This window comes from Synechococcus sp. FACHB-909, from assembly GCF_014698945.1.
In the GTDB taxonomy this organism is placed as follows: Bacteria; Cyanobacteriota; Cyanobacteriia; order PCC-6307; family Cyanobiaceae; genus Cyanobium.
This window is the reverse complement of sequence record NZ_JACJTY010000006.1, coordinates 130,650-156,261: the sequence shown is the minus strand read 5'-3', so window position 1 is coordinate 156,261 and position 25,612 is coordinate 130,650. Positions and strand designations below refer to the sequence as shown.

Below are 25,612 nucleotides of genomic sequence, written 5' to 3'. Positions count from 1 at the left end.
CCCTCGGCAAAGGTCTGCCTGACAGGGCATGGCTTGGCAACCCGCTTGGGAGGCTTGCTGCTCGATTGGGCCACGGTCCCCCTTGTGAACGCCGCCATGTTGGATGCCCAGAACCTGTCGGCCGTGCTGGCGGCCATGGTCGATGCCGGGAGCCCGGAGAAGAGGCGCAAAGCGGAGCGGGAACTGGAGGCGATGGTGGTCGAGTTGATCGATGCGAAGGTCCTCCGCTCCCTCTGCGGCCACCGGTCTCTGGATGAACTGGCGGCGGTGGCGATGGAATCCAGACACGGTCTGACCCCAGCGGCACGAGTTGTGCTCGATCGCTTCCGCTACCGGCTCGCCCATGTGGCCATGCGCAACCGAGAGTGGGTCCTCGCAGAAGCCCTGCTGAATGTGGTGCTTGCCGGCGAAGGCGATCTGACCCGAGCTCGGCTCTTCCTTGCTGTGTGCAGGGGGCGAGACCTTGGGAGGATCCCGGAGAACGATCTGGTGGAAATTCTCGATTGCCACAGGGCTGAGCAAGCGGAGTGCCGTCAGAGGCCGCCCCTGGATGTGTTGATCCAGGATCCCACCACCAGCCTGCTGGAACTGCTGCTCCTCAGCCAAGGCAGTCCCTCTGATCTGCACAATCTCCTGTACGACCCCAAGGCGCGCCATGGCACCACGGGCCTCACCCTCTGCATCCATTCGGGAGTCCGCAATTCCATGAAGGTGGAGCTGAGCGAGTGGCTGGCGGAAGCCCACTTGGAGGAGTATCGGCAGGAGGGCTGGCTGTTGGTCGATAGCACCGTTGCGCTCCCCGGTGAACACGGGCGTGGCAGCCGCCTGAGGGAAGCAGGCGGGAATATCAAGGCCCAGATCCTGATCGGTGTGGCGCAGGTGCTCGGCCAGGCGGCACCTGCACCCATGCTCGCCACGACGGTGCAGGACCGCTTTCTGCTGTGGGACGACGAACGGCTAATCCGTCCGGAAGCCTCACAGCCCCAATGGATACGGGTGAGCAGTGCAGAGCTGGCCGATCATCCCGGCCGCAGGGTGATCACTCGCAGCACCGGTACCCGGGGTGAGGTGTTGTGGTGGCTCAAGCCCCCTTATGCGGTAGTGCTGAGGGATGCATCCAACGTGCTGCGCCAGGCGGCTGGCAGTTCCCAGTGATCCAGGCCCGTGAGGATGTGGTTGCGATAGGCGGCAGCGGCCACAAGTCCGGAACGGCGGAAGGAATCGCCGGGCACGTAGGTGAGCACCTCAAATGCCGCCCCGCAACGGCTTTTCACGGTTACCGTCGTCTTGACGTAGTGCCCCCCGCTCACCCCCTCGCAGACATCAAGTTCCTCGATGTCGCTTCCACTGAGGTGGGTCACCACGCCCCAGGTTGAGGAGTCGGGACGGAGCCTGATCCCTGCATACCCGTGGATGGTGCTGCCGTGAGCCTGCTTGTCGATGGCCCAGCTCCAGCCATCCAGCTCCACCACCAGGCCATGGCCGTCCCAGTCAGGGCAGCGCCGTGCCAGCCGGCTGGGATCGAGGTTGGAGCCGTAGTGCAGCACAGGCGTCGTGGCCCAGTCGCCGTTAGAAAGACGCGGGGCCTGCGACACCTGATCTGACTGCCCGTGGAAAACCCAGGCCACGGTGCCGTCGCTGAGACGGCAGCGGCTGCGGTTGTAGTAGCCGGGATAGCCCTCCAGACGGTCAAGCTGCGCCAGGCCGGCGGTGTCGACTCGGTAAAGCTCGCCATGGAGCACGGCTTCGCTGTCTTGATTCAGAACGGCCATCGGGTAAGCGCCAAGGTTGTGGAGGTGGGCACCGATCAGCAGCCGGCGGCCGAGGAAGGCTCCGCCGCCGAGGTAGCCATGGTTGGCGTGGCGAGCCTTGAGGGAGCCGTAGACAAAGACGAGATGGCCATCGAAGGAAGCGGTGGTCATGAGAGGGGAGACAGGGTGATGGGGAGCAGGTTGAACAGCGGGGTGTGGATCAGCTGTGGATCGGGCATTGAGCGCTTGCGGCGCGCCCGGCAGACCTGCAATTCCACGCGTCACATTCAGATCTGCTGCCAGCTGAGGCTCCAAGGCGTGGATACGGTCGGCAATACGCAACAGGAGATCGGCCGATGCGTCGGGGCTGAGACCCGATTCCAACAGCAACTCCCGTACGGCTTTGGTGGCATAGCTGATCTCCTTGTCTACCGGCGGGCAGATCCTGCCGCGCATACCGCTGAGGCTGCAGGACTCGATGAAGAACCCGTACTCAAAGGGACCCATGGTTTCGAAGGCGAAGGACTCTCCAAGGAAATCAGGTCCGGTGTTGATCAGGTGTGGATGGACTGCCGTGGGTCCTGCGTGACGCCCTTATGCCGCGGGAGATGCGCCAGTAGCCACCATTCCGCGTGCTTCATGGGCCAGCTGGGAGGGAAGCATCATCGCTGCAGAAAAACTCTGGAGGCCGGAGTCGCTCATGCCCAAGGTGTTGGCATGTATGGAGCAAGGCTTACGACAGATTCTGATTGGTATCCGAGCAGAGGACCCACGCAAGGCCCGACCCTCACCGTCGGAGAAGGCGGCAGTACCACTGCAACTGTAAACGCAGGTTAGAATCCACGGCCCCTCGCCCCCGGCCGCCCCATGACCGATCTCCCTCCAGTGGCCCAGCGGTGGCTCGATCAGCTCATCACCAGCACCCGCAGCATCGACAGCCTCGTGGAGGAGGGATTCCAGGGTTGTTCCCTGCAGGATCTCCTGCCCTGGATGGACGGTGGCCAGGGCCTGGCCGCCATCGAAGCGATCGACTGGGTGAAGAGCCAGCCGGACGCGGACGGTGACGTGGCGCTGATGACCGCTGATGCGGAGGGCCTGGACAGGCTTCTGGAGTGGATGCTCGAAACCCATGGCAACTGCCCGATGGTCTATGCACCGGAGGAGGACGTCGTGGTGCCGGACGGGATTCCCTTGCTGCGCCCCACGGCCTACAACCTGCCGGAGGGCATGTCCTCCGCGGAGGTATTCGATGAGGAATTCAGCGAGAACCTTTCAGAGTTGTTTGCGGCCATCAAGGACTCCTATGGGAACCACGCTCACCTCTACAGAATCGACTATGGCCAGCTGATAGAGAAGATCGAACAGGGCATCTTCCTTGCCGGTCAGTTCATCGATCTCAACGACGGTGAATTGTTTGACTTCAGTATGGACTCCATGAATCAGCGGATTCGCTACCAATCCACTGGCCGCTACCACGAAGGCTTTCCTGCCTGATCCGGCACAACCGATTGTTCGGCTCCGCTTCCGCCACTGTGCTGGTGATCCCCGTCGCCAGGACCGGGGAGCGGCGTCGCGATCGCTGGCGGTGAGGGCGATCCGGGCCGATGGATGTCAGGCGGACATGGGGTGTGAGGTCTTGGGCTGTTGGGTTGGGCTTCAAGATCACTGATCTTACTCATACCAGACCAGGTTGCGCCCATTGCTCTTGAACCCTCCGGTGAAGGCACGCGCATTCCGGAGGGCGACGACGATGCGCCCTTTCTCGACGCATTCCTGTACGTGGGCGCGAGCAGCTTCTATGGAATAGGAGTCCTTGTCATTCGAGTGTTTGAGGATCTCGTGCTCGACATACTCATCAAGACGCTTCAGGTCCATCACGTGCGTCGCAATCGGGTCAATCTCAGCGGCAAGCAAGAAGTGATGCCCATGGAGCGTACCAACCCTCAGGATGCGCTCATTGCGTACGCGGTCCAGCGATGCGCGCCTGAATCCAGTGATTCCGTTGCGTGAGCCGGATGGCTTGGCCAGTACAGAATCGACCACCGCATCGACCAACCAAGACTTGACGTTGAACGACATAGGTCCCTCCGAGGGGTCACGTCAGAGACACAATGGATCAGAATCGGCTGTTCCTCAATGGATGGAGAAGGGCATTCCTTTCAGTTCAGCAGAAATCTCTGAGATCATCCTTCCATCGAAGCTTGGACCAAGCGGCACAACCGATTGATCTGCTCCGCTTCCGCCACCGTGCTGGCGATCCCGCTCACCAGGCCGGGCGAGCCCACCACGATCGAGAGACAATGGGCACGGCTGATCGCCACATTCAGTCGGTTGGGTTCCAGCAGAAAACCCAGGCCTCGGGGGGCGGCATCACCATCGCTGGCGGTGAGGGAGTGGATGGCCACCGGTGCCTCCTGGCCCTGGAACTTGTCCACCGTTCCGACCCGCGCACGATGACCCAGCCGGTGCTGCAGATGGTTCACCTGCACGTTGTAGGGAGCGGTCACCAGGATGTCGTCAGGGGTCAACACCCCGCTGCGTTCGCCGCTGCCGGAGGCATGGTGGTAGCTGGAGCCCAGCAGCATCTCCACCAGCTGGGCGATGCGCTCGATCTCCTCCTCTGAGCTGACACTGCGGCCGGAGTGCTCCACCGCCTCGAACACCAACCCCTGGCCGGGCAGGACCCCGCCATGGCTGGCGGTGAAGGGCTCCCGCCAGTCGATGCGGTTGATGACGTTGGCGGGGCTGGCCTGGAGGCGGCCGTCATAGAACAGCTCCGAGACCATGGCGGTGAGTGAGGGCTCCATACGCCAGCTGGTGGCCAGGAACACGCCCCGATCGGCAGGGACGACATGGGCGTCCTGCATCAGGTACTCGAGGCAGGAATCACCACTGTCCCCAGGGTGATCGGCCTGGGAGGGCTGGGCCAGTTGCTGCTGGTCGCCCACCAGCAGGATCGAACGGGCGCAGCGGGCCATCACCAGCAGATTGGCCAGGGAGACCTGGCCCGCCTCATCCACCACCAGCAGGTCAAAGGCGCCTGCCACTTCTGGTCGGCAGAGGATGAAGGTGGTGCCGCCCACCACGGCCATGGCTTCTGTGAGCTGGTCGGGCTTCACCAGAGCAATCGGGGTGCCCACCAGGGCTGGGTCGTCGTTGTCACTCCTGCACTTGACCACCGCCCGGGCCAGGCCTTGCTCGCTGATGACGGCCTGGGTCTTGAGCAGCAGGTTGTTGATGGCCGCATGGCTGTTGGAGCTGATCGCGACGCGCTGGCCACGGCGCACCAGTTCGGCGATCACCTGGGCCGTGACCGTGGTCTTGCCGGTGCCGGGCGGGCCTTGCAGGGCAAGGGTTTTGCCGCTGCTGGCCTCAAGGAAGGAGGCCAGCTGCTCCACCACCGCCGAGGGCTCGGCGCGGACGAGCGCGTTGAGCGCCACCAACTCGGCCACAGGTTCACGCTCCAGCAGGTGACGGATCGGCTCGGGCAGGGGATGTTGCTCATGGACCCAGCCCTGGGCTTGTTCATCGAGACGCGCGCGCAGACTTTCAGTGATGTCGGCGGGCACCTTGATCAGAGCCACCGGCGTGCGGGGCAGGTCTGCACTGAGCCCCTCGGCCAGACGTCGGTCCCGCTTGCTCCAGGGAAATTTGAGCGTCACCAGACCCTGCTCCGCATCAAGTGCGTCCACCCCCAGTTGCAGCCCTGCTTCCGGGATCTCGAGATTGAGTCCGCTTTGCCCCGGTTGGGCGCGCAACTTGAGCGGTTGGCTGGGATCAAAGCGGAAGCTGTGGTAGTCGGCGCCGGTGCGGGCGCTGGTGCGGCTCTCCATCGATTCCCATACGGCCCCTTCGATGGCCTCGCCGTCGCTCTCCAGATCCCCTGGGGACTCCAGCGCTTTCTGCTTGCGATCGAAGTACGCCCACCAGGCCACCTTGGCTTCCCGGTGGTGAAAGGGGAGCAACTGGGCCAACAGCCGCTGCACCCGCCAGCTCAAGCCTCGGGGCCCGTGTTGCTCTTGCTCCTGAAGCACTGCTTCTGGTGCATCGGCGGCGGGATCGCTCTGGAGCGTTTCCGGCAGCTCGGCGATCAGCTCTGCAGCGAGGGCCTCCAGGGGCCAGGGTTCTTTCTCGGGCCTTTCTGGGTCTTCCAGCTGGAGGGGTTGCTCGGGCAGGCCCTGGTCGGAGCGCAGCTGGAGCAGCCAGTCATGCAGGTAAACGGTGGATTCGCAGTCCTCCCGGTTGTAGTCCTCGATCGCCTGCAGCTGCGGGCTGGCCTCAGGGGCTGGGCCCGGCAGGGGAGGTTCACCCGATGCCTGCCAGTTGGTGTAGGCCACCACCGAATCCCCGGCATTGGTGACGTCGGCCGAGCGGGCCTCCATGTAGAGGTGCTCCACCTTCTTGATCGAGTAGCTCTCCTCGCCCAGCACAATCGCGTTGGTGACCACCGGCAGCAGATCCACCAGCAGCCCTGAGCGCAGCCATTCATCGATCACCGCCTCCCGGGTGGAGTGCTGCTGGGCCAGCCGGCGCATGGCCGTCTTTTCGTAGCTGGCGTAGTGGTAGATGCGCAGGCCAGGGAACTGACGACGGCGGTCCTCCACCCAATCAACCCATCCTTCGAAGGCCTTCTTTTCCTGCAGTGGAGAGTGGGCCCACCAGGCCTTGAACTGGGGCGAGCCGCCGGGTTCATCGCGATAGCAGGCGCCAAAGAGGTACTCAAGCTTCCTGGCGGCGACGGCATCGTGCACCCCTTCCATGTCAAACCAGATGTCGCCCGCGTCGGCAGCGGGCAGGGCGGACAGACCCTTGCCCGGCCGCAAGGGCCGCACCCGATAGGCCGGTCTGCCGGCGGCATCGGCGGGGGTGAGCTGCAGTTCGGCCTGCTGCTGCAGTTCATGGAGCGCCTCGTGGGCCAGGCCAGGAATGGTGGTGCCTGGAGCCAGAGCACTGAGTTGCTCGATCGTGTGGATGCCGGCGGCCTTGAGCTTGAGGCGCTGGCTCTGGCGCAGGTTGGCCACCAGCACCAGATCCCGCTCGGCGGCTAGGCGCTCCTCGATGAAGGCGCCCCAGCTGCCGTGATCACCGGGTTCATCCTCCGGTGGTGAGGCGGGATCGAAGGCAGCGCGGAAATCGCGGTAGCGGGCCCTGAGCTGTTGGTACCAGGCCCAGAAACGATCGGTGTCGAAAGACTGGAAGCGACCACCACCGAGAAACAACTCGAAGCGATCGGGACGGTGCCCCAGCAGGGGGGTGAGCAGTTCGCCGTAGGCGCAGGCCTGCACCAGGAAGGTGGTGCGAGGCTTGCTGGCCAGCTTGCATTCGATCGGGATGTAGCTCCAGTCGCCCAGATCGGAGGGCTGGGGAATCCTGCGCAGGACATCGGCCGAGCCGCGGATCTCGCCGTTGTTCAGTGAGGCCTGGTGGATGAAGTCGAAGCCCTCTGCCATGGCGGCACTGGTGGCGGCGTAATCGGCCTCACGCTGCTGGCCGGAGAGGCGGGCGATGCGATAGCCCTCGGCTTCCAGTTGGTTGAGCAACACCTGCTCAAGACGCAGGCCATCGGCGAACAGTTGCTCATCAAGGGAAGAGGGGGGTGGCTGCTCGCCCGTGAACAGACCCCTTGCTTTGAGCTCCTCCCACCAGGCGCCGATCCGCGGGCTGCGGCTGAAGAGGGCGAGTTGGCTGGGGGTGATCAGGCGAGAGGTCATAAACGCGAGATGTGATTAGATCAGCCAGCTTTGTCGATGACCCAGGAGACAAGGCCTGCCTCAATTGCCATGGAGGCAATTCTAGATATGTCAAGAATGGTGGTAGTGGAATCGTCAGGCTCAAGCTCACGATAAAAATCATCCAAGGTAGTACTTCCAGAAGAATGGAAGACCCAATAAAAGGCATCATAGACACCACGATCAGCAGATTGCATGTATCGCTTAAACTCCCTTGGATTGGTTCTCGCTTTAACCTGAACGCTTACCAAGTCTCCGTTCAAGGGATTCTCAAAAGCAATATCAATGAACTCCAGAACCTTTCCAGTTGTGCTGATCCGTCGAAGCGTTCGCGAAAAGATGAGTTCGACAAGGAGCTCAAAGTCGCCAGGCGTAAGAGATTTGATGGCGGAGGAGAGACCATTTTGAAGGGCCGCCATTGCGTTGTCAATCACGAGCCGATAGGAGTGCGGCTGACAACCGATCTTCCTTTTAAGATAATCCATTACATCATCCTTGACGGCACAAGAAGTGCCCCGAAAAGACTTCGTTTGAGTTATTCGGCCAGAAAGCTTATCTTCCAACAGCTCGTTGCCTTCGATATCGACACAGCGCCACTGGTCGACCACTGAGCGATAACTACCGCCATCTTCCTCAGATCGTCTCGGCTGAATAGCGGGATCAAGAACTGCGTAGTAGAGCTTGCGCGCGTGAAAAGTCACCCAAAGTGTTTTCTCTCCAGATTCAAAAAATTCTCTCAATTGGTTTACTTGCTTAGTCGCTTCCGATTCGCACTTTTGGGGAGTCCCCGACACTCTATCTTTATGGAATTGCCTTACCCTCTTCCAAGCCTCTTTCTTGGTCTCATTGTTACTGGGTCGCAGAGCTTCTAGTATCAGCTGAAAGCAATCTGGGTCCGACGAGCAAAACCCAATATAGCAAAGGTTCTTCGCAATGCAATCCGACTCTCGATCGCCTTTGTTGCCAAGCTTGATGTAGAGAACTTTTGTGATCAGACTGAGATCAACGGTCATGGAGAACGAAGAAAAAGTTGGACTAGAATTTGCCTTGAGAAATATGGATTTTACTTGATTCAGAGAAGCTTTGAGACTGAGGCCGCCAATTCATCGGGCTCATTATTACTATATCATAAATGTCATTCAGAGTCTGGGTTCAGAGCCAGACACGTCAACACCCCACTCAGATAAGCCCCGGTATCAATCCCGATCCGATGCGGCAGCCGCGTCACCTTGAAGTCATGGCGAAACGTATGCCCATGCACCACGGTGTACGGCAACCCATGGGGCCGGCTCAGAAACGGCCGCCGGATCCAGATCAGATCGTCTGTGGCCTGGTGCTCCAGGCGGATGTCGGGGCGCACGCCCGCGTGCACGAACAGATAGCGGCCGCGGATTGCCGTGTACGGCAGCTGCTCGAACCAGGCCTGGCGTTCGCGGGCCAGGGGCAGGAGGTCGGGGTTGGCGCCGTTGCACAGCCACAACTCCACGTCCTCATCCGGCGCTCTCGGTGCCATCGCCTTCAGCAGCATCTGCTCGTGGTTGCCCCGCAGCACCGTCACCGCCGCCAGCCCGTAGGCGCCGGGGTTCTCCTGCAGCTGCCACACCCGCTCGAGCACCTTCCGATCACCATCGGGCTCCGGGGCCCGATCGATCAGGTCCCCCAGGAAGATCAGCTCGGCGCCTGAATCAAAGTGCGGGGTGAGTTCCTGCTCCAGCAGGGAGGCGCAGCCGTGCACATCCCCGATCGCCACCACATCAGGTCTGTTCATCGTCGCTCTCCCACACATTGAGGCTGGAGCGCTGCGATTCGTTGCGCAGGCGCTTGCGGCTGCGCTTGGGATCGCTCTTGAGCAGGGCCAGCTTTTCGCTGAGCAGGTCGAGCTCCCGAGTGAGCCTCGGGGTGGCAGGCATCGCCGACAGGTCGCCGAACAGCTTGCCCAGGCTGGCGCTGGCGCTGATGACATCCCCTCGATCCAGATCGGCGATCACTTGCCGGCGTTCCCGGTTGGCCCGCAGCAGCGCCAGCTGTTCGGCCACCGCGTCATCGGGCTCCAGCTGCTTGAGCTCCTCGCTTTCCATCACCGGCAACTGCAGGTGCTCGATCAGGCTCTGGCGGTCGCCGCTGCCGGGAGCCTCCCAGGCCAGCCGCACGCTGAGGATCTCCTGATTCGGGATCCAGGCGGGAAGCTCCAGCCGCAGGCCCACGTTGAGCTCCTGGCCGGCGCGCAGGTTGGGAAGTTGGTGGTTGCCGGCATCGGTGGGCGTGAGGTCGTTGAGCAGATCCACCACCTCGGCGCCATGTTTGCCGCGCACCCCGAGGCTCACCCGCCGCCCGAAGGTGCTGGTAAGCCCCTGGAGCTCGGAGGCGTAGAGGTCGGCCAGCTGGCTGGGGGTTTCGATGTGGGCCAGGGTGCCGTCGCCCGCGGCGGCCATGGCCCCCATCAGGTCTTCGTCGAAGTCATCCCCCAGGCCGAAGGCACTGGTGCTGATGCCCCGCTGGGTCAGGCCCGCCACCTTGGCGGCGATCTGCTCCTGGTTGGTGAGGCCCTCGTTGGCCTGGCCGTCGGACAGCAGCAGCACCCGGTTCATCGCACCGGGATTGAGGTGTTCGGCCACCTGGGTGGCCCCGGCTCGCCAGCCATCGAAGAGGGCCGTGCAGCCGCCGCTGTGGATCGTGTTGATCGCGGCGATGAAGGGCTGGGGATCGGCCACGGGCCGCGAGGGCTCAACGATCTGCACCTCATCGTCGAAGCTGACGATGGCGAGGCGATCGCGGCCGGTGAGCTCGCCGGCCAGGAAGCGGGCGGCCTTGCGGGCGTAGCTGAGCTTGGTGCCGCCCATCGAGCCGGAGCGGTCGATCACCAGGGCCAGGTTGAGCGGCGGCCGCTCGCGAAGGCTGGCTGCGGCGGCCAGCGGCGGCGGGGTGATCGTGAGCAGCAGATCCAGAGTCGACGGGCGATCGGAGGCCACCGCCGGCCGCAGGGGCCGGAAGCGAAGGGTGGGACGGGTCATGGTGGGGGGTAGCGGTGGGACGGGGGGAATGGTTCAGCGGGAGCCGTCGTCGAGCAGGGCGTTGAGGCGGTCCAGGAGGTGCTGGAGCCATTGCTGGCGCCGGGGGCCGGCGGGAGGAGGCAGAACGGAGTCGCGGACGTGCACCTCAATGCCGGGGGCGAGGGTGAAACGCAGCCAGCGGCTGCCGTTGTCGCTGGAGCGGGATCCGGAGGGGGTGCGGTCGGAACGGGAGCGGGAGGACAGGGGTTTGTTGAGCATCCCAAGGACGGAGCCCATGGCCGCGGCTTTTCGTGCGAAGGACGGAGAGCCATCGGGCGGGTCACCGCCGTCGTCGACCGTGGACGGCAGATCCCGCAGGTACTGAAGGGCCTCGTTGGTCGTGGAGGCGGAGGGAACGGTGGCCGCCGCCCCCTCCCCATCGAGCTGCTCCAGCTGTTGCTCCAGATCGGCGTCGGCCAGAACGCAGAAGGGAGCAATGGCGGAGAGACTGAGGCCGCGCCGGGCCAGGGCGCGCACAAGCACCAGTTGCAACAGGTGCCGGTGGCCGTACACCGCACTGCGCCCCTCCTTGCCGGGGCGATCGATCAACCCCTGGGTGGCATAGAGACGCACGGTGCGCGGCGAGATCTCCTCGTCCAGCAGCTTGCCGGCGACGAGGAGGAGCTCCTCGAGGCCGAAAAGAGCGTCAGCTGGGGCGAAGACCTTGACCATTCCCTAATTATCCACACTTGCAGTGCAGGTGTCAAGCGGTTAGGCTTCGAGCCCCTCCTGGCCAGCCACCATCGAACACCCCACTCCCGACCCCGCGCCCCTGTTGGAACACCTGCAGCATCTGGCCCGGCCCCGCCATGTCCGCTGGGATCCCATGGGCCTGATGGCGGTGCGCGCCTACCTGATCGAACAGCTGGGCGCCCTGGGGCCGGTGCAGGAGCACCACTTCCGTGAGGGGATCGATGCGGGCACCAACCTGATCCTCAAGCTCCCCGGCCAGCATCCGGAGCTCGCCCCCCTGCTGGTGGCGGCCCACTACGACGGCCCCCTGCACTCGATCGGCGCCGACGACAACGCCTCCGGCCTGGCGGCCCTGATCGAGCTGGCGGTGCACTGGAAGGGCCAGCCGCCCCGGCGGCCGGTGTGGATCGTGGCCTTCGACCAGGAGGAATGGGGCATGCTCGGCAGCACGGCCTTGGCTTCTGAACTCAAGGCCAGTGGCCAAAAGCTCAAGCTGATGGTGAGCCTGGAGATGCTCGCCTACACCGCCGCCACCCAGAGCTATCCCCACCCGGCGATGCGGGCGCTCTACGGCAATCGGGGCGATTTCATCGCCGTGGTGGGCAACCTTGGTGCCGGCGCCATGCTGCCTGGCCTGGCCAACCGGATGGGGAAGCACGTCATCACCAAAGTGCTGCCGGTGCCCGATGCCGGCCGGGCGATTCCCGACGTGCGCCTCAGCGACCACAGCCCGTTCTGGGATGCGGGCTACGACGCCGTGATGGTGACCGACACCTCATTCATGCGCAACCCGCATTACCACCAGATGAGCGACACGATCGACACGCTGGATCTGCCGTTCCTGGCGGCCGTCACCGAGGGGCTGAAGGCGGGGCTGGGGGCTCTGTGACACCAGCAGCGCCTCGTCATCTCTGGTCCTTCGCAGGGAAAATCGCCTCGATCCAGACGAGCTGGGGAGGATGGATCCCGCCGCAGACCCGCCGATGGAGCCAACGCTCGACAGCCTTCTGACCTTCTACGCCGAGCGGATCGGTGGGCCCTTCCCCCTCAGCCTGCTGCCTCCCGATCGGCCGCTGCACTGGCAGGGGCAGACCCTGTTCGGCACGGCCCGGGGCACGGAGCCGCTTTACCTGCTGCAGAGCACGATCGATGCCTTCCTGAGCGCCGCTCCCCTCGGCACCTTCTGCGTGGGCTTCTGGGGCCATGGCCTCAACAGCCACGCCTTCTACTACCAGCGCCGCGAGCCCTGGGGCAGCCTGTTCCTGCGCCTGGCCTGTGGCGGCTTCGACGACGACAACGAACGGGACGCCCGCCGGATCAGAGGCACCATGGAGTGGCTCGCCGGGTTCCTGCCGATCGTCAGCGAGCGGGCCCGCCACTGCATCGTGGTGGACTCCATGGGCGACGCCCTTTTCCGGATCTGCCTGCACAGCGGCCAGGTCATCGAGGGCGACGGCCCCCTGTTTGAGCCCGAGAGCGGACCGGCCGAGGCGCTGCGCCCCCTGCTGGAGGGGCTGTAACGGCGGCTGGCCTTTTCTGGCTGGCTTCTTCTGGCCGGCCCCGCTTCTCACCAGAACGTCTGGCATGGGAAGGAGGACATCTGCGGATCAGCGGTGAGCAGCACCAGCCGCTCCAGCTCGGCCTGGGCCGCCAGTATCCGGTCAAAGGGATCGCGGTGGGGCTGGCTGTAGCCGCCGGCCCTCAGGCCATGGGCCAGGGAGATCGGCAGCGCCTGGAAGCCATCGGCCTGGAGCAGGCCGGGGAGATCCGCCAGGGCCGCGGCCAGCTCGGGCAGCTTGCCCTGATGGTGCTTGAGGCTGAGTTCCCAGACCGAAGCGGCACTCAGCAGGATCCGGCTGGTGGGATCCACCAGAAGGTCCAAGACGGCACCCGAAAGCCGCTCCGGATCGAACCACCACCACAGCAGGGCATGGCTGTCGAGCAGGTAGGCGGAGGTGCTGCTCACGGCAGAGCTGACGCCGGAACCACGGGGCTGGCTTCCCAGTCGGCGAGCTGATCGGGCGCCATGGGCTCCAGCAGGGCGTCGGGCCGGCTGAGGGGACCCAGGTGGCGCAGACGACCGGGGAGCCGCTGGGGAGCCGGTGCCTCCAGGGGCATCAACCGTGCCCAGGGCTTGCCGGCCTTGGCCAGCACGATGGTCTCACCGGCGTGGGCGTCATCGATCAACCGCGAGAGCTGGGTTTTGGCCTGGTGCACATTCACCAGACGGGGTGCCGGTTCTGGACGCTCCACAGGGCCGGGTCGAGACTCTTTGTTAGTTTAGTCATGGACTAAGTCTCTGCCTGCAGCGCCCCCCCTCAGCCCAGAAACGGCTCCAGGAAGCTCAGCGGCCGGGCCATGGTGGCCGAGAAGCCGAGGATGCCCCGGTCGCGGTGGCTGTAGAGGACGGTGTCATCGGCTTCCAGCAGGTAGGTGCCCCCGCGCTGGGTGAGGAAGTCGTCGCAGGGGACATAGGTGCGCCAGTGGCCCAGCACCTCAGCCATGTTGCGCAGCCGCACGGTGGCCAGCTCGAAGGGGCGCTGGAAGCCGCGGCCGCCGGCCCGTGCGAAGAACGACCCTTTGATCGGCGGCAGCGGGCCCGCCTGGATCGTCTCGTCGTCGGCGATGCGCTGGGGGGCGCTGCGATCGCCGGTGTAGCCGCGCAGCACCTCGGCCAGGGTGCCGGGGGAACCCAGGCCGGCGCACATCAGCAGCAGGTTGGGCCACGGCCCACCCGCCTGCTTCAGGCCCTCGTAGAGCCCCAGGTCGCGGTGCAGATGGGGTTCGGCGTCCACCAGCAGCCAATCGGGCGGGAAGCCGGTGAAAGCGCAGAAGCGCTCGCGGCCGGCCGCGTCGCCGATGGCGATCGCCAGCACGGCGATGCCGGCGGCCTCCAGCTTCGGCAGCACCGGTGCCAGCGCCTGGGCGTACTCGAGGCTGTCGAAGTCGCCCAGCTGGCTGAGCAGCACCACCAGCCGCCGCCGGCCGGGCCCCATGCCCTCCACCGCCGCCAGGCGCTCCAGCAGCAGGGCAGGGGCGGGCGGCCGGGTGGCAGCGTCGGCGGCGGCGGCGGTCACGGGCAGGGGTGGGTCAGGGCGCGACCATGCTCATCCATCGGCGCTGATCGACGTATCCTTACCAGGTAAGACCCAGCTTCAGGATGCGGTGACGATGCCAGCCGAAGACGCCGCCACCAGCTCGATCACCAGCAAGGGACAGGTCACCATCCCCAAGGCCCTGCGGCAGCAGCTCGGCCTGGCCCGAGGCGGTCGGGTCAGTTTCCAGCTGGTGGGCGATCACATCGAAGTGCGCTCCTGCAAGCCGGAGCAGCCACTGCCGGCCAGTGGCTTCGGCCTGCTCAGGAGCCCCCGTCCGCCGGTGCCGGCGGACTTCGACCCCGCCAGCCTGCTGACGCCGTGATCGGCCTCGACACGAACGTGCTGGCCCGCTACTTCGTGGAAGAGGACGGGGCCGATGCCGCCACCGAACGCCAGCGCCAGGCGGCCCGGATCCTGATCGAGTCAGGGCAGCCTCTGTTCCTGCCCAAGACCGTGGCCCTGGAGCTGGAGTGGGTTCTGCGCGGCTACTACGGCTTCCGGGCCGAGCAGGTGTTGCTGGTGTTCGACCACCTGCTGGCCCACCCTGGCCTGAGCGCGGAGGATCGCCCGGCCCTCGAGCAGGCCGTCGCCGGGCTGCGCGCCGGGCTCGACTTCGCCGATGCCCTGCACCACGCCAGCTGCCGTGGCTGCGACACGCTCGCCTCCTTCGACGACCGCGGCTTCGCCCAGCGCATCCGCCACCTCAACCTGGCGCCCCGCGTCGTCGTTCCCAAGGCCCCCTAAAGGGTGGCCCGCGCCAGGAACCCCTCGGCGGCGGCCTCCAGGGCCTCGCGCCGCTTGGGGTCCATCTTCTCCAGCATCCGTACCATCATCGAGAGGCGGGGGTTGGCCTGGAAGAAGGCCCGGTGGCGGTCGATGAAGCGCCAGTAGAGGCCGTCCCAGATCTCGCACCAGGGGCCCTTTTTGTAGTCGCCCATCTTGAGGATGTAGTTGGAGCCGCCGATGTAGGGCTTGGTGGCGAACAGGCCGCCGTCGCTCATCTGGCCCATGCCGTAGACGTTCGGGCCCATCACCCACTCGTAGGAATCCAGGTAGCGCTCCATGAACCAGCGGTGCACCTCGCCGGGGTGGATCTCACACAGCAGCATCAGGTTGCTGATCACCATCAGCCGCTCGATGTGGTGGTTGTAGCCCAGGCGGTTCACCCGCTCGATCGCCGCATCCAGGGGCGGCAGGCCGCTGCTGCCGTCGTCCCAGCAGGGGGCGAGCCGGCGCTGGTGGTTCCAGAAGTTGGTGGCCGCCTGGCGCTCGCCGTGCACCCGGTCGATGCCGCGCACGAACTCGCGCCAGCCGATCACCTGGCGCAGGAAGCCCTCCAGCGAGGCGATCGGCACCGGCTGGCCGCCCTCCTGCCTCCGCTGGGCGTGCTCCAGGGTGGCCGCGATCACCGCCGCGGGGGTGAGCAGCCCGATGTTGAGCAGGGGCGAGAGCAGGGAGTGGTGCAGGGTGGCGTGCTGCCGGCTGAGGGCGTCTTCGAAAGGCCCGAAGCCATCGAGGCGCTCCACCAGGAAGCGCTGCAGCCAGGCCGCGGCGCCGGCCTGATCGAAGGGAATCCACAGGGGCCCGAGCTCACCGGGGTGGTCCGGGAAATGGCGGGTGATCAGCTCCCGCACCGCCGGCTCATGGGGGCTGGCCGGCACCGCCGGCAGGGTGGGCTCCACATACCCCTTGGGCAGCTTGCGGCGGTTCTCCACATCGAAGCTCCAGCGGCCGCCGCTGGGGGAGCCATCGGCCTCCAGCAGCAGGCCGAGGCGGCGCCGCTGGCGCTCGTAGAAGGTCTTCATGAACGGGCGGCGGCCCTCGAACCAGCTGCGGCTCTCGGCCACTGATTCCAGGAAGGCCGGCGAGGGCAGCACGCTGAGTCGCACGCCCTGCTCGGCGCAGAAGCGCTGCAGCCGCGACTCGAAGCTGCGGTCGGCCACCTCGGCCACCTGGAGCTCGCGGCTGGCGGGCTCGCCCTCCAGCTCGGCCGCCAGCCGCTGCCAGAACGGCATCTCCTGGGAGGAAGGCAGCTCGAAATAGCTCACCAACACCCCGCGGGCGACCAGCGCATCGCGGAAGCTGCGCATGGCCACGAAGGTGTGCAGCAGCCGCAGGCGGTGGTAGCGCCAGGTGGAGGCCACGGCCAGGTCCTCGATCATCAGCACCCGCTGGCCGGGGGCAAGCTGCAGGGGGGAGGGGCTCAGCCAGTCGGGGTGGAGCTGGTCGCCGAGGATCAGGGTCAGGGTCATGGCAACGCTGGTGCGGCCGGCTCCAGGGACGATCGGCCCCAGAGGCGAAGGTGCTGCCGCTCAGGGTCGTAAAGGCCCACCTGGCGCTCCAGGTCGAAGCGGCGGGGGGCGCCGCCGAAGCTGCGCGGGTCGGAGCCGACGCCGGCCAGGTAGGCCCAGTTGCCCGTGTTCAGGGCCGGGTGGGCATCGATCAGGGCCCACTCGAAGAAGCGGGCGCCCCAGATCCAGGGCAGCCGCAGCTCGTTGACGAAGTGGGAGGCCACCCACTGGCGACCGCGGTTGGAGAGGTAGCCGGTAGTGAGCAGTTCGTTGAGCTGGGCATCGATCAGGGGATGGCCGGCGACGCCGCGGGTCCAGCGCACGAAGCGCTCCCGGTCTTCCACCCAGTCGGGCGGACGCTGCTGAAGGCCGCCGGGGGCATGGAAGGCGTCGCCGTGCTTCTGCTCCGACCAGAGGAAGAACTCACGCCAGAGCAGCTCCTGCTGCATCCATACCGAGCCCTCATCGGCGCCGTGGAGCTCCTGGTAGCGCAGCACCTCCTGCCAGATCCGCCGCACCGAGAGGGAGCCCACCCCCAGGAAGGGGGAGAACTTGGCGGAGAACTCCGTGCCCACCAGCCCGTTGCGGGTGGCCTTGTAATCGCGCAGCCCGCCGGAGCCGAACAGGTAGTGGTCCAGCCGGGCCAGGGCCGTGGGTTCATCACCGGGGAAGGGGAAGGCGCTGCGGTCATCGCTCCCGGCCCCGGGCGCCACCGGCGGGGCCAGCCAGGACCGGGGGAGCTCGTTCCAGGCGTTCCCTAGCCCGGCGAGATCCGGTGGGGGCAGGGGCGGTTCCGGATCGCGCTCGAGACCGCGGCGGAACGGGCTGAACACCAAGGGGAAACGCTCGGCCGCCACCGGCCAGGTGTCGAACAGGCGGCTCTCCTCCGCCTGCAGCACCGCCTCCGGCTGCACCAGGGGGCGGAGCTCGGCGAGGGCGGCCGCGGTGGTGTGCTGGGGAAAGGCCAGCAGGGGGATCCCCGCCGCCGCCAGGCGTTCATGCAGTGAGGCCAGGGCCTGGCCCTCCAGGCGCCGCTGGTGGGGGCCCCGCAGCCGCTGGCCTTCGGGCCGGCAGGCCAGCACCAGCAGGCGCGCGCCGCGCTGGCGCGCCAGCGCCACGGCCCGGTGCAGGGCGGGCTGGTCATCGAGGCGCAGCTGGCCCTCCAGGGCCAGGGCGATGGTGGGGGCACCCGCCATGGTGCGTCGCCGGGGTGGCCAGCCTGGCAGGGAGGAAGCGGCCACCGCGAGGCTCGGTTCCATGACGGATTGCTGCGAGCCAGGACGAAGCGATTGCGCGTCTTAAGGATTGCTCTACATTTCGGCCCATGAGGGAGACGCCCGTGCACCGATCCATCGGACTGCTGACCGCCACCGGCCTCACCGGCCTGGCCCTGGTGAGCCTGACCATGACCTTCCTGGGCTGAGTCAGGGCGCCGCCGGCAGGTAACCGGTGCGGCGCAGGAAGGCCCGGAGCGCCTCTGGGTAACTGGCATAGCGCTTCTCCGGTTGCCGGCACTCACCCTTGTCGTTGTAGCCGGCCTCGCAGGAGGTCAGCCCCCAGTCGGAGCTCCGGTCGTAGAGGCCCAGCATCCGTTTCCAGCCGCTGTCGAATTCCCCCACCAGCGCCTTGGTGGCCACCCAGGCGGCCAGGAAACCATTGGCCTCCATGCGTTGATCGGCCGGCTGCTTGAACCAACTCTCCATCTCCTGCAGCCGGCGCCGGTGCAACGGCAGCACCTGGGGGCGATGGCTGATGTCGACGAAGCGGGGTCCGTTCAGCTGCCAGATCTGGCTGGGGGCACTGCTGCCGGCGTAGCTGGCGAACTGGTAGAGGAAGCGGTTGTCCACGTCCACCAGCAGGTAGCGGCCGTTGCCGAGCGGGTCGCTGGCGCCGTTGGGCCCACCGTTCACCGGATCGCGGCGCACCTCAAACCAGCGGCGGCCATCGGGGCTGCTGGTGAGCACGCGGGTGTCGTTGCAGCAGTGGGCGCCGCCCGTGAACGAGGAAAGCAGCACCTCCGGGTAGGGATTGGAGGGATCCATCTCCACCACCTGCAGCACCGAATCGATGCTGCCGGGGCCGATCCGCAGGGCCCCCATCAGCTGACCGACCACCTTCCCCTCCACCCGGACGGTGGCCACCGGCTGGACCTCATCCATGCCATCCGGCTTGGGCTGGCGACGGTTCTCCAGCACGGCCACCACAGGCCCGTTGGTGATCACCGGGCCGGGAGCCGGTGAGAGGGCCAGCAGCAGGGGGAGCAGCATCGGAATGGGACCTACAGGCAGCCCTGGACCGAGATCCGGTAGCTGAAGCCCAAGGCGCCGGGGTCGCTGCTGGCTCCCACCTTGAAGTTCATCTGGCTGGCCTGCTTGCCCGGAATGGCAGGGAAGGGACCGAACATGCGACCGGTACCGATCGGCGGGTTCATGACCTCGTTGATCACCTGCAGATTGCTGCCATCGCTGAACTTCATGAAGCCACTCACCGGGTACTTGGCGTTGGCGTCGGAGGAGTTGGCGGTGAAGAAGAACTTGAAACTGCTGTAGGGCTGGTTGACGATGAAGTCGGTGTTCCAGTTCTCCTTGCCGAGCAGCTTGGCAGCCCCGACCCGCTTGGAAACGATCGGGGAGGTGCCATCGCCACCGATCGGCTGCAGGAAAGTGCAGCGCTGCTGGGCCTGGGCGGCGGAGCCGGCACCGAGGGCGAGCGAGGCGCTGAGCAGGGAAACGGCCAGGACTTTCATGGCGGCGGATCGACTGACTTCGACCCTAGAGCGCAGTGGGGATCTCGGCCATCAAGGTTCGCCCGTCAACGCTCGAAGGAAAAGATCCGCTTCCAGTCGTTCTTCATGCTGATCACGATCCACCCCTGCCGGCCCGCCTCGGCATAGAGGCCCTGGGTGAACGGCCCCACCTTGGTGTCCGGCAGCCCCAGGGCCGGCCCGTAGGCATACTCGCGGCGGGCGTCATCGTGCAGCACCAGCATCGCCAGGCGCGCGCCGTCGCCGGCCTTGGTGTACTCCAGCATCTGGCGGTCGCCGGTGGAGTTGCCGAAGGCGGCGATGGGCCGCCGGCCGATCATCAGCTGGATGCCTTCGGGCTTGCCGGCGTCGTTGTCATTGAGCAGCAGCCGGGGCTCCTTGGTCAGGAAGGGCCGGCCCGAGCTGTCGTAGCCGTAGCGGGTGGCGCCGGCACTGCCGATCACCTGCTCCGGCGGGATGCCATACACCTCCTCCGCATAGACGCGCACGAAGTCCTGGCCGCCGCCGGTGACGATGTAGGTCTTGTAGCCATTGGCGCGCAGGTAGCGGAGCAGCTCCTGCATCGGCTGGTAGGTGAGCGCGGTGTAGGGGCGCTGCCAGCGGAGGTGGCGGGCCGTGGCCAGCCACCGGCGCACATCGGCCTTGAAGGTGTCCAGGGTCATGCCGCTGAGGGCCGTGGCGGCCAGCCGCTCCAGCTCCTGGCGGGTGGTCACCGCCCCGGGCACCTTCTCCAGGATGAAGCGCACCTGCGGGTAGACCGGCTGCTCCACCCACAGGGTGCCGTCCTGGTCGAAGGTGGCGATGCGCTCGGCAGGGGGCACGAAGCCGGGGCTGGCGGGGTCCGTGGTCTGGCGGACGAAGCGGACGATGCCGTCGCGGGCCGCCCCCGGATTCCAGGAGGGCAGGGGATCGGCCGGGCGGGCGGTGGTGCCCGCCCAGCCCGCCATGGCGGCCAGCAGGGTGGTGGCGAGCAGGCCCCCCAGCAGGAGCAGGAACCAGCGGCGGCGGCGGAACAGGGTCACGGGGCGTTGGGCTCAGAACTTGCGCAGTTCGCGGCGGATCTTCAGCTGGTCGCCGGAGTGCTGCTGGTTGAAGAGCAGCAGCGGCACGCCAGCCAGCAGCAGGCCGATGGCGACCACCACCCCCAGGGAGACCGGCGGTCTGCCCTCCGGGGGAACCGCGCCGGGCCGGAGCCGTCCCCTGACGGGGCGCTGGCGCCGCGAGCGGTTGAACCTGGCCATCGAGGCGGGCGGCGGAGACGGCTGGCCCTTCAGTATCCAGGCCCGTGATCCCGGTCCGCTGATCCCGGGCCCACGGCCTGCGGAGGGATGAAAGGATTTCGGCATCGACCCAGCCAGCCCGCCATGGACATGTCCTCCCTGCTGCTCGCGACCGGGGGCCACCAGATCGAGGCGGCCGAGACCCTGATCGAGGTGGGCCGCTTCATCGTGATCCTGTTCGCCGCCCGGGCCCTGGCGGAGCTGATGGTGCGGTTCCGCCTGCCGGCCATCCTCGGCGAGCTGGTGGCGGGGGTGCTGATCGGCGTTTCGGGGCTGCACCTGATCCTGGCGCCGGAGCTGGGCGGCCAGCTCAACGCCCTCGCCGAGGGCACCATCGCCGCCCTCGCCCACGTGGGCCCCGACCAGGTGCAGGAGATCTACGACCACGGTTTCACCAACCTGCAGGCGGTGGCCAAGATCGGCCTGCTGGCCCTGCTGTTCCTCACCGGCCTGGAAAGCGAACTCGACGAGCTGATGGCGGTGGGGGGCCAGGCGATCACGGTGGCGCTCACCGGGGTAGTGCTGCCCTTTGCCCTGGGCACCTTCGGCCTGCAGTTCCTGTTCGGCGTGCCCCTGCTGCCGGCGATCTTCGCCGGTGCCGCCATGACCGCCACCAGCATCGGCATCACCGCCAGCGTGCTGGGGGAGCTGAAGTTCCTGCGCACCCGCGAAGGGCAGACGGTGATCGGCGCCGCCGTGCTCGATGACATCCTCGGCATCGTGATCCTGGCCGTGGTGGTGGCCCTGGCCGGCGGCGAAGGCTTCAGCCTCGGCCCGATCCTGAAGCTGGTCGCCGCGGCCGCCGTGTTCGTGGTGGTGGCCCTGTTCCTCAGCCGCACCGCCGCGCCCCCCTTCGACTGGCTGCTCGATCGCCTCAAGGCCCCGGGCGAGGTGGTGGTGGCGGCCTTCCTGGTGATGTCGCTGGCCTGCTTCGCGGCCCAGGCCTTCGGGCTGGAGGCGGCCCTGGGGGCCTTCGCCGGTGGCCTGATCCTCAGCGGCTCGCGGCATCGGCACGCGATCGAGGAGGCGGTGAAGCCGCTGGTGGCCCTGTTCGCCACCGTGTTCTTCGTGCTGATCGGCAGCGGCATGGACCTGTCGGTGCTCAACCCCTTCGATGCGGCCAACCATGAGGGTCTGGTGATGGCCGGCTTCCTGCTGGCGGCCGCCGTGGTCAGCAAGGTGGCGGCCGGCTGGAGCTACCTCAGCAGCGGGCCCACCAACCGGCTGGCGGTGGGGCTGGGGATGATGCCCCGGGGCGAGGTGGGCCTGATCTTCCTGGGCCTGGGCACCCAGACCGGGGTGCTGGGACCGTCCCTGGAGGCGGCGATCCTGCTGATGGTGATGGGCACCACTTTCCTGGCGCCAGTGCTGCTGCGGCTGGTGCTGGCCGATGGCGCTGAAGGGGCCGAGGCGACCGTCTGAGGCCGCCGGGCCGTGGGACAGTGGCGAGAGCTCGTCCCCTGCCCGTGCCGAACGCCAGCGATACCCCCCGGTCGGTGATCATCGGCCTGCTGATGGTGATCGGCTCCCTCGTCGGCCTGGCCGTGCTGGTCTGGGTCACGGTGGTGATGCTGGATCTCAAGCACCTGAACACCTCCGGCTTCACCCTGCCCTGAGGACATCCGGTTGGCGCCTGCGGCGGTACTGAACACAGTCACCCTCGGGGCCCCCATGCCACATCCGATCACTGCTCCCCTCACCGCTCTGGCTCTCACGCTCGGGGGAAGCCATCCCTTTGCCCTGCCTGGTTCCTCTGTGACCGGCACCTGGCCATCCGCCACGGTTGTCACCGAACGGGTCGCCCAGGCACGGGCTGGTGCCCTCGCCCCCTCCCTGCAGGGCAAACCCGTGGTGGTCGACATCTATGCCAGCTGGTGCTCCAAGTGCCAGACGATCGACCCAACCCTGAGCTCCCTTCGACAACAGAAGGCCGGCAAGGCCACGTTCCTGAAATTCGATGTCTCCAATGCCAGCCAGCTGAAGAAATCGCGCGAGACCGCCCGTGCCCTCGGACTTGGCCCGTTCCTGGAGGCCAACCGCAGCCAGACCTCCCTGGTGGCCGTGATCAACCCAGCCACCGGCGCCACGGTGCAGACATTCCGCGCCAGCACGGATGAGCGCGCCTACATCGCGGCGATCAAGAAAGCCCAGTCGATGATCAAGCCATGAACAGCTCTGCCGTCCGCAGGAAAGGCCTGGCCTTTCTTGTGCTCCTGGGTGGGCTGGCCCTGCTGGGGGTCCTGGCGGCCCATTGGCTGCCCGTGATCGGCATGCAGCTGGATCTGGCGATCCAGTCAGCGTCGCAGGCCTACGCCGATCGGCTGGAGGCCCTGCCCGGCGGGCCGGGACTTCTGCTTCCCCTGTTCGCGTTCAGTGGCGGGGTGTTGGCGAGCGTGTCGCCCTGCGTGCTGGCCATGCTGCCGCTGAACCTCAGTTACATCGGCACCCTCGGGCCCATCAGCCGGCCTCAGGCCTTCCGCAGGGTGGGGGGGTTCGTGGCCGGCACCGTCCTGGTGCTGAGCCTCTTCGGGCTGATCGCCTCGTTCGCCTCAGCGATTGTGGTGGACCATCGCGGTCCGGTCCATCTGGTGGTGGGGCTGATCATCCTGGTGATGGGCCTGAACCTGGGCGGCTGGCTGCCGCTGACCCTGCCCCGCCTGCCCGAGCTGCCTGCTTCCGGTGGTCCATTCCTGGTGGGGATGGGCTTTGCCCTGGTGAGCTCCCCCTGTGCCAGTCCGGTGCTGTTCTCGGTGCTTGCCGCAGCCGCCGTCACGGGTTCCACCGCGCTTTCCGTGCTGACGATGGTGAGCTATGCCCTGGGGTACACCGCTGTGATTGCCGCCTCCAGCCTCTGGGTCGGCCTGATGAGCGCCTCCCGGCGACTGCTCGACCACGCCGACACCCTCACCCGGGTGAGCAGCCTGGTGCTGCTGGCGGCGGGGATCTACACCATCGTCCAGGGGCTGATCACGACCTGGCGGACCTGAGCGGCAACAGCGAGGCCTGTGCTTGCCCTGATCCTCAGTGGGTGGGCCTGGGGATCACGTTGGGCCATGGGCATGGGCGGCAACCAGGCTGGCCAGGAGGGCCTCGGCCTTGAGCGGCTTGGCGAGCACAGCGTTCATGCCCGCCTGCAGCGCCGCCTCCCGCTCCTCGGCGGAGGTGAAGGCGGTGAGCGCCACGATCCAGGGCCGATCCGCCTGGCCGGTGGCGGCCCTGATGCGGCGGGTGGCCTCGAGGCCATCGAGCCGGGGCATCTGCACATCCATCAGGATCAGGTCGGGATCGAGGAGCCGCTGGCGCTCCAGCGCCTCCTGGCCGTCGACGGCGGACTCGGGCTCGTAGCCAAGACGCCGCAGCATCAGTTCGCAGAGCCGGCGGTTCACGGCGCTGTCGTCCACCAGCAGGATGCGCAGGGGATGGCGCGCCGCGAACGGGTCGGCGGGCGGCAGCGGCGGCGGGTCAGCGACAGAGGCCGCGGCGGGAGCGGGGGCGGCAGCGGCATCCACCACCTGCACGGGCAGGCGGAATCGGAACACGCTTCCCTGGCCGGGGGTGCTCTCCACTTCGATCGTGCCGCCGAGGGCATCGACGAGCTGCCGGCAGATGGCCAGCCCCAGACCGGTGCCGGCCTGGGGGGCATGGGCGGTGGCGCCCAGCTGGGAGAAGGGCTGGAACAGGCGATCCAGCTGGTCGGCGGGGATGCCGATTCCGGTGTCGGCGACGGCGAATTCGAGGGGGATCGTCCCCGCCTTCGCCGCCGGAACCCCGGCCACCACTGAGACCACAACGCGGCCGGCGTCGGTGAACTTGATGGCGTTGCCGATCAGGTTGAGCAGGATCTGGCGCAGGCGGATGGCGTCGGTGACGATGGCCTCGGGCAGCTCCGAGGGCATCGTCAGGTCCAGGTCGATCGCCTTGACCCTGGCGAGGCTGGAGCAGGCGGCGATGGTGTCCTCCAGCAGGGGACGCAGCCGGCAGGGGGCGAGCTCCAGCTCCAGATGGCCGGACTCGATCTTGGTGAAATCGAGGATGCCGTTGAGCAGGGTGAGCAGGGATTCCCCCGAGCTGTGGACGATGTCGAGACACTCCCGCTGCTGCGGCGAGAGCTCGGTGGCCAGCACCAGACCGGTCATGCCGATGACACCGTTGAGGGGGGTGCGGATCTCGTGGCTGAGGGTGGCGAGAAAGGTGCTCTTGGCCCGTTCGGCGGAGGCCATGGCCTGGAAGGCGCGGGCACGGGCCTTGAGGGAGCGGCGATGGAAGTTGGCCGCCAGCACCGAGAAGCCGGCACTGCCGACCAGACCCAGGAGGTAGGTGAGCTGCAGGGGCAACTCCTTGCGTCGCAGCTGGGCCAGCGAGATGTCGATCCCGACGAAACCCACCAGCTCCCCGTCGCTATCGCGGATGGGGGCGAAGCCGCTCATGAAGGACCCGAAGTGATCGGTGTAGGGCCTGGTGCTGACGGTGACCACCCCGCTCCGGGCGGCGCGCAGCGCATCGTCGGAGGGATCGACGTAGAGGTCACCGACGCTGACGGCACTGGCGGGAGCCCCGGGGTTCTGGACGTAGTAGGTGCTGTCGAGCGTGTAGCGCAGCCCATCCGGCGTGGCGATGAAGACGTAGGCGTAATAGATGTCAGGCACGAGCCTGCGGAGCCGCAGCAGGGGTGCGGTGGCGCGGCGATAGTCCGGATCTCCCGTCTGCTCCGGCCGGGTGATGGCGGCGACGAGGGTGGGATCCATCTCGCTGGCGGCGATGCTCACCAGGCTGTGCAGGTTGTCGCGCAGCTGGTTGCGCAGCAGTCGGGTGGCGCTCACGTAGTTGGCGCTGAGGGCCACCCCCGCGACGGCGAAGATCATGGCGGCCAGCAGCACGCTCTCGCCGCGAATCCGCTGGCGGCTCCATCCGGGGGCGGGATCGCCGCTGAGGCGTTCAGACCACGTAAAGCGGCCG

The 25,612-nt window shown here is 66.9% G+C and carries 27 protein-coding genes; 10 read left to right on the top strand and 17 right to left on the bottom strand.

Annotated elements, in window-relative coordinates; genetic code table 11:
• Positions 1-54: 54 nt before the first annotated feature.
• Positions 55-1,155, top strand: a complete 1,101-nt coding sequence (locus H6G99_RS11155; RefSeq protein ID WP_190611570.1) for a hypothetical protein — start codon at positions 55-57, stop codon at positions 1,153-1,155.
• On the opposite strand, the gene H6G99_RS11150 is transcribed toward H6G99_RS11155, so the two are convergent.
• A complete protein-coding gene (locus H6G99_RS11150; RefSeq protein ID WP_190611569.1) occupies positions 1,092-2,258 on the bottom strand; it encodes a gamma-glutamylcyclotransferase family protein in 1,167 nt (388 codons plus the stop codon). The two genes, H6G99_RS11155 and H6G99_RS11150, sit on opposite strands and share 64 nt — an antisense overlap.
• A gap of 360 nt (positions 2,259-2,618) precedes the next feature.
• On the opposite strand from H6G99_RS11150, the gene H6G99_RS11145 reads away from it, so the two are divergent.
• The gene (locus tag H6G99_RS11145; RefSeq protein WP_190611568.1) at positions 2,619-3,245 is read left to right on the top strand and encodes a hypothetical protein; all 627 of its coding nucleotides are present in this window, start codon (positions 2,619-2,621) and stop codon (positions 3,243-3,245) included.
• 177 nt (positions 3,246-3,422) lie between these two features.
• Here H6G99_RS11145 and H6G99_RS11140 read toward each other — a convergent pair whose 3' ends face one another.
• The 6 genes from H6G99_RS11140 to H6G99_RS11115 all read right to left on the bottom strand — a co-directional run bounded on the left by H6G99_RS11140 (position 3,423) and on the right by H6G99_RS11115 (position 11,202).
• Positions 3,423-3,830, bottom strand: coding sequence for a hypothetical protein (locus tag H6G99_RS11140; RefSeq protein WP_190611567.1), 408 nt, complete (start codon positions 3,828-3,830; stop codon positions 3,423-3,425).
• Positions 3,831-3,934: 104 nt separating this feature from the next.
• Positions 3,935-7,462, bottom strand: coding sequence for a TM0106 family RecB-like putative nuclease (locus H6G99_RS11135; RefSeq protein ID WP_190611566.1), 3,528 nt, complete (start codon positions 7,460-7,462; stop codon positions 3,935-3,937).
• 20 nt (positions 7,463-7,482) lie between these two features.
• The gene (locus H6G99_RS11130; protein WP_190611565.1) at positions 7,483-8,493 is read right to left on the bottom strand and encodes a PDDEXK family nuclease; all 1,011 of its coding nucleotides are present in this window, start codon (positions 8,491-8,493) and stop codon (positions 7,483-7,485) included.
• Between the two features lie 122 nt (positions 8,494-8,615).
• Complete coding sequence (locus H6G99_RS11125) at positions 8,616-9,248, bottom strand: metallophosphoesterase family protein (RefSeq protein WP_190611564.1); 633 nt, start codon at positions 9,246-9,248, stop codon at positions 8,616-8,618.
• Positions 9,235-10,491 carry a vWA domain-containing protein gene (locus H6G99_RS11120; RefSeq protein WP_190611563.1) on the bottom strand — a complete coding sequence of 419 codons (1,257 nt, stop codon included), beginning with the start codon at positions 10,489-10,491 and terminating at the stop codon, positions 9,235-9,237. Before H6G99_RS11120 ends, H6G99_RS11125 begins: the two co-directional genes overlap by 14 nt.
• A gap of 33 nt (positions 10,492-10,524) precedes the next feature.
• Positions 10,525-11,202 (bottom strand): MerR family transcriptional regulator, encoded by a 678-nt coding sequence (locus H6G99_RS11115; protein ID WP_190611562.1) that lies wholly within the window; start codon positions 11,200-11,202, stop codon positions 10,525-10,527.
• A gap of 103 nt (positions 11,203-11,305) precedes the next feature.
• On the opposite strand from H6G99_RS11115, the gene H6G99_RS11110 reads away from it, so the two are divergent.
• Both H6G99_RS11110 and H6G99_RS11105 read left to right on the top strand, forming a co-directional pair.
• Positions 11,306-12,112 (top strand): M20/M25/M40 family metallo-hydrolase, encoded by an 807-nt coding sequence (locus H6G99_RS11110; protein WP_190611561.1) that lies wholly within the window; start codon positions 11,306-11,308, stop codon positions 12,110-12,112.
• A 70-nt stretch (positions 12,113-12,182) separates the two neighbouring features.
• Entirely contained in the window at positions 12,183-12,743 is a 561-nt protein-coding gene (locus H6G99_RS11105; RefSeq protein ID WP_190611560.1) for a hypothetical protein, read from the top strand.
• A 47-nt stretch (positions 12,744-12,790) separates the two neighbouring features.
• Here H6G99_RS11105 and H6G99_RS11100 read toward each other — a convergent pair whose 3' ends face one another.
• The 3 genes from H6G99_RS11100 to H6G99_RS11090 all read right to left on the bottom strand — a co-directional run bounded on the left by H6G99_RS11100 (position 12,791) and on the right by H6G99_RS11090 (position 14,219).
• Positions 12,791-13,189 carry a type II toxin-antitoxin system VapC family toxin gene (locus tag H6G99_RS11100; protein WP_190611559.1) on the bottom strand — a complete coding sequence of 133 codons (399 nt, stop codon included), beginning with the start codon at positions 13,187-13,189 and terminating at the stop codon, positions 12,791-12,793.
• On the bottom strand, positions 13,186-13,446 hold the full coding sequence (locus H6G99_RS11095; protein ID WP_353617231.1) for a type II toxin-antitoxin system Phd/YefM family antitoxin: 261 nt from the start codon (positions 13,444-13,446) through the stop codon (positions 13,186-13,188). Before H6G99_RS11095 ends, H6G99_RS11100 begins: the two co-directional genes overlap by 4 nt.
• A 95-nt stretch (positions 13,447-13,541) precedes the next feature.
• A complete protein-coding gene (locus H6G99_RS11090; RefSeq protein WP_190611648.1) occupies positions 13,542-14,219 on the bottom strand; it encodes an AhpC/TSA family protein in 678 nt (225 codons plus the stop codon).
• Between the two features lie 175 nt (positions 14,220-14,394).
• Here H6G99_RS11090 and H6G99_RS11085 point away from each other — a divergent pair, with 175 nt between their 5' ends.
• A complete protein-coding gene (locus H6G99_RS11085) occupies positions 14,395-14,643 on the top strand; it encodes an AbrB/MazE/SpoVT family DNA-binding domain-containing protein (RefSeq protein ID WP_094584960.1) in 249 nt (82 codons plus the stop codon).
• The gene (locus H6G99_RS11080) at positions 14,640-15,065 is read left to right on the top strand and encodes a type II toxin-antitoxin system VapC family toxin (RefSeq protein WP_190611558.1); all 426 of its coding nucleotides are present in this window, start codon (positions 14,640-14,642) and stop codon (positions 15,063-15,065) included. The genes H6G99_RS11085 and H6G99_RS11080 overlap by 4 nt, the downstream gene beginning before the upstream one ends.
• On the opposite strand, the gene H6G99_RS11075 is transcribed toward H6G99_RS11080, so the two are convergent.
• The 6 genes from H6G99_RS11075 to H6G99_RS11050 all read right to left on the bottom strand — a co-directional run bounded on the left by H6G99_RS11075 (position 15,062) and on the right by H6G99_RS11050 (position 20,617).
• Entirely contained in the window at positions 15,062-16,573 is a 1,512-nt protein-coding gene (locus tag H6G99_RS11075) for a cryptochrome/photolyase family protein (protein ID WP_190611557.1), read from the bottom strand. The two genes, H6G99_RS11080 and H6G99_RS11075, sit on opposite strands and share 4 nt — an antisense overlap.
• Complete coding sequence (locus tag H6G99_RS11070; protein ID WP_190611556.1) at positions 16,570-17,808, bottom strand: FAD-binding domain-containing protein; 1,239 nt, start codon at positions 17,806-17,808, stop codon at positions 16,570-16,572. Before H6G99_RS11070 ends, H6G99_RS11075 begins: the two co-directional genes overlap by 4 nt.
• Before the next feature lie 228 nt (positions 17,809-18,036).
• The gene (locus H6G99_RS11065) at positions 18,037-18,879 is read right to left on the bottom strand and encodes a hypothetical protein (protein WP_190611555.1); all 843 of its coding nucleotides are present in this window, start codon (positions 18,877-18,879) and stop codon (positions 18,037-18,039) included.
• Positions 18,880-18,890: 11 nt separating this feature from the next.
• Complete coding sequence (locus tag H6G99_RS11060; RefSeq protein ID WP_094584955.1) at positions 18,891-19,358, bottom strand: hypothetical protein; 468 nt, start codon at positions 19,356-19,358, stop codon at positions 18,891-18,893.
• A gap of 65 nt (positions 19,359-19,423) precedes the next feature.
• On the bottom strand, positions 19,424-20,398 hold the full coding sequence (locus H6G99_RS11055; protein ID WP_353617230.1) for an HAD family hydrolase: 975 nt from the start codon (positions 20,396-20,398) through the stop codon (positions 19,424-19,426).
• A 12-nt stretch (positions 20,399-20,410) separates the two neighbouring features.
• The gene (locus H6G99_RS11050; RefSeq protein WP_143594043.1) at positions 20,411-20,617 is read right to left on the bottom strand and encodes a hypothetical protein; all 207 of its coding nucleotides are present in this window, start codon (positions 20,615-20,617) and stop codon (positions 20,411-20,413) included.
• 123 nt (positions 20,618-20,740) lie between these two features.
• Between H6G99_RS11050 and H6G99_RS11045 the strand changes: the two genes are divergently transcribed.
• From H6G99_RS11045 to H6G99_RS11030, 4 genes are all read left to right on the top strand, one after another.
• Complete coding sequence (locus tag H6G99_RS11045) at positions 20,741-22,078, top strand: cation:proton antiporter (protein ID WP_190611554.1); 1,338 nt, start codon at positions 20,741-20,743, stop codon at positions 22,076-22,078.
• A gap of 44 nt (positions 22,079-22,122) precedes the next feature.
• On the top strand, positions 22,123-22,272 hold the full coding sequence (locus tag H6G99_RS11040) for a hypothetical protein (RefSeq protein WP_190611553.1): 150 nt from the start codon (positions 22,123-22,125) through the stop codon (positions 22,270-22,272).
• A 139-nt stretch (positions 22,273-22,411) separates the two neighbouring features.
• Entirely contained in the window at positions 22,412-22,825 is a 414-nt protein-coding gene (locus tag H6G99_RS11035) for a thioredoxin family protein (protein WP_353617229.1), read from the top strand.
• Positions 22,822-23,643, top strand: coding sequence for a sulfite exporter TauE/SafE family protein (locus tag H6G99_RS11030; protein WP_190611551.1), 822 nt, complete (start codon positions 22,822-22,824; stop codon positions 23,641-23,643). Before H6G99_RS11035 ends, H6G99_RS11030 begins: the two co-directional genes overlap by 4 nt.
• A 54-nt stretch (positions 23,644-23,697) precedes the next feature.
• On the opposite strand, the gene H6G99_RS11025 is transcribed toward H6G99_RS11030, so the two are convergent.
• Complete coding sequence (locus tag H6G99_RS11025; RefSeq protein ID WP_190611550.1) at positions 23,698-25,533, bottom strand: ATP-binding protein; 1,836 nt, start codon at positions 25,531-25,533, stop codon at positions 23,698-23,700.
• Positions 25,534-25,612: the final 79 nt, after the last annotated feature.